This window comes from Klebsiella sp. C283 (assembly GCF_048822555.1).
GTDB lineage: Bacteria > Pseudomonadota > Gammaproteobacteria > Enterobacterales > Enterobacteriaceae > Klebsiella > Klebsiella quasipneumoniae.
Genome location: NZ_JBMEZS010000062.1, coordinates 1 through 1,248, shown reverse-complemented (window position 1 = coordinate 1,248; position 1,248 = coordinate 1). Strand labels below are relative to the sequence as shown.

General features: G+C 60.7%; 1 protein-coding gene. It reads right to left on the bottom strand.

Annotation, left to right across the window (positions count from 1 at the left end; all coding sequences use genetic code 11):
• Positions 1-117: 117 nt before the first annotated feature.
• Positions 118-1,248 (bottom strand): carbohydrate porin (locus tag ACOI7Z_RS27200; RefSeq protein ID WP_420702487.1); only part of this gene is annotated, 1,131 nt, incomplete at its 5' end.

Below are 1,248 nucleotides of genomic sequence, written 5' to 3'. Positions count from 1 at the left end.
AGGAACGTAGGCCGGATAAGGCATGTATGCCGCCATCCGGCATAAATGGAGCGCACCAGTCGTAGCCCGGCTAAGCGTAGCGCCAGCCGGGAACGCTCCTTCGACAACGCTATCGCATCAGAACCACGCCTCAAACATCCCGCCGACGTTCAGCGAATCCAGCTGCTGGTCTTTGGTGCTGTTGACCTTCGCGGTATGCTCGTTGTCCACCTGACCGCCGGTCACGTAGAAGCGCAGCATCGGACGGAACTCCGGCCCCATGCCGATGGCGATGTTCTGCGACAGCGTCAGCTTCCAGCCGTGGTTATCCCCGCCCTGGTCGTAGTCCACGCGCTGGTAGCCCGCTTCCAGCCAGGTGGAGTGCACGTCGTTCCAGAAGTACATCGGCCGCACGATAGCGCCGTAGTTTTTGCGGTTGTCGGTATTATCTTTGCCGTTGTCGTAGTCGTGGAAGGCCAGCAGATATTCCACCTGCGCCTGCTGGGTGAACTTATGGCTGCCCTCGAAGCTGGCGTAGACCGTGGTCAGGTCGTCGGTTTTGTTGTAGACGCTGTTATCCGAGTTGTCGGAGTAGCGCAGGATCACCTTGTTCACTCCGCTGTCGTTGGTGTGGCTCAGCACCAGGCCGCCCTGCCAGGCTTCGAGACGCGCGTCGCTGTCCACCGCCTTCGAGTCAAAGCCGTAGTTGGCGTACACCTCGACGTCGATCGGCCCGGCCTTGATGTTGTGGGTTTTGGTGGTCAGCGCGTAGTGGCCGTTGTCCCCGGTGTCGGAGCTGCCGGTACAGGTGATACGCGACGGGTTGGTCTCATCGGCCATCACTTCCGGGCTACAGGATTTCACCTGCGACACCGCCGCCACGTCGAACTGCACGCCGCCGATATCAAAGTTCTTCACCCCGGCGCCCTGGCCGTCGTGGTTCATCCAGAAGTAGTCGTTGATCCCCTGTTGCGGACGCTGGTGGAAGTCGCGGCCGGCCCAGATATAGGCGTTGGGATTGGATTCCAGCACGTTGGTGACGCCGACGTAGGCCTTCTTCAGGTTAACCTCGTCGCTCCAGTGGTCGAACATGACGTTGAGATCCCAGATAGCCCCCTGCGCGCTTTTGAAGGCTTTGCTGATCTGGAATTCGCCGCCGTTGCTTTCGTTGCCCAGACGGCCGATCGCCGAGGCGCCGTTATAGGAGCCGTCGACGCCGACATATTTCTGGTCGCCGGTCTGGAAATGGGCGCCATAGCGGGCATAGCC